This is a genomic window from Bacillus sp. AP50 (assembly GCF_040492675.1).
GTDB lineage: Bacteria > Bacillota > Bacilli > Bacillales > Bacillaceae_G > Bacillus_A > Bacillus_A cereus.
In genome coordinates, this window is sequence record NZ_JBEUTW010000150.1 from 1 (window position 1) to 2,103 (window position 2,103).

A 2,103-nucleotide genomic window follows, 5' to 3' on the forward strand; every position below is an offset into this window, starting at 1 on the left:
GGTCCTGGCATTCCGATTTCTCCTTTCTCTATTTCTAATTCAGTGTAAAATTTTTTAATACAATTGTACGATTTATTTTTTCTTCAAACACACTTTTAGAATTGATAATGAACATTTCACACCTATATAATAGCGCTTTTATCATTATAACTTCAAATAATTACACTTACAGTAATGTTGTAATATTCCCCCTCAGTCTCTGAAATCCTGCAAAGATAACTCGTCAAAATATGCAGTGACCAAATTAATATTTACCGTCAACTTTTGACAAAATTTATAAAGGACATTTCAGTACATATCAAGAATTAAGAATAAGAAGATATGTAAGGGAGGATGTATTATGACTGAACAAGTTTTATTTTCTGTTAGTGAAAACGGCGTTGCAACAATTACTTTAAACCGTCCAAAAGCACTTAATTCTTTATCTTATGACATGTTACAACCTATCGGACAAAAACTTAAAGAGTGGGAACACGATGAGCGTATTGCACTTATCGTGTTAAAAGGAGCTGGCACAAAAGGTTTTTGTGCAGGCGGCGACATTAAAACTCTTTATGAAGCGCGTTCCAATGAAGTGGCATTGCAACATGCAGAACGTTTTTTTGAAGAAGAGTATGAAATTGATACATATATTTATCAATATACAAAACCGATTATTGCTTGTTTAGATGGAATTGTAATGGGCGGTGGTGTCGGTCTTACAAATGGTGCGAAGTATCGCATTGTAACTGAGCGTACGAAATGGGCAATGCCAGAGATGAATATTGGCTTCTTCCCAGACGTCGGAGCTGCATATTTCTTAAATAAAGCGCCTGGATATACAGGACGATTCGTTGCTTTAACAGCATCTATTTTAAAAGCTTCTGACGTATTATTTATTAATGCTGCTGATTACTTTATGACATCTGATTCATTACCAGAGTTTCTTACTGAACTTGAAAGTGTAAATTGGCATAAAGAAGATGATGTACATACTAATTTAAAAGAAGTTATTCGTACATTTGCAACTGCTCCAAACTTAGAAAGCGAGCTCGCTCCTTCATTAGAAGTAATCAATTCACATTTTGCTTTCGATACAATTGAAGAAATCATCCATTCATTGGAGAAAGATGAAAGTTCCTTTGCTCTAAAAACGAAAGAAACACTGTTATCAAAATCCCCTATTTCACTAAAAGTAACATTAAAACAGTTTATTGATGGAAAAGATAAATCCGTTGAAGAATGTTTCGCTACGGACCTTATACTTGCTAAAAATTTCATGAGACATGAAGATTTCTTCGAAGGAGTACGCTCCGTTGTCGTTGATAAAGATCAAAATCCGAATTATAAATATAAACAGTTAAGTGACGTTTCAGAAGAAGATGTGAATCGTTTCTTTAACTTACTTAATGCATAAAATGAAATTGTCATGAGGGGGTGTTTCGTTCATCCCCTACCTAACTTCACCCGCAAATAGCGGGATAAAATCGAAGCTATATAGTAGTGTAATTACAGCTACTATATAGCCTTTTTTATTTAATTATTTTTAACAAAATTTAATTTTATTAAATCCATTTTTGTGCTACACTGATTTTAATCAAATATTCTAAAAATAAAAAGGAGGGGCGGCTATGATAGAAAATTATCTTCTTTTCATCATTATGTCTATTTGCCTTATCATTTTACCTGGTCCAGATACAGCAATGGCTACGAAAAATACATTGGTTGCTGGTAAAGTCGGTGGAGTGAAAACAGTGTTTGGTACATGTATTGCACTATTAATTCATACTTTAGCTGCTGTAATTGGTCTTTCTGCACTTATTGTAAAGTCAGCTCTTTTATTTTCTATTTTCAAGTACGTTGGGGCTCTATATTTAATTTATATTGGTATTAAAGCCCTTTTAGCAGTAAGAAATAAAGAAGGCATTGATACGAACGATATATCTTTAAATAATGAAGATGAACACACCTCTTGCTTTCGACAAGGGTTTCTTACGAATTTATTAAACCCTAAAGTTGCAGTATTCTTTTTAACGTTTTTACCGCAATTTTTAAATCCAAATCATAATACGTTTATCCAACTACTCGTAATGGGCCTTACTTACCTCGTTTTAACAGCCATTT

The 2,103-nt window shown here is 33.2% G+C and carries 2 protein-coding genes; both read left to right on the top strand.

Features of this window, described 5'->3' with window-relative positions:
- Positions 1-340: 340 nt before the first annotated feature.
- Positions 341-1,396: an enoyl-CoA hydratase/isomerase family protein gene (locus ABWK52_RS13220; protein WP_000139776.1), complete on the top strand. Its 1,056-nt coding sequence runs from the start codon at positions 341-343 to the stop codon at positions 1,394-1,396.
- 214 nt (positions 1,397-1,610) lie between these two features.
- On the top strand, positions 1,611-2,103 hold a 493-nt coding region (locus tag ABWK52_RS13225), incomplete at its 3' end, for a LysE family translocator (RefSeq protein WP_353771954.1).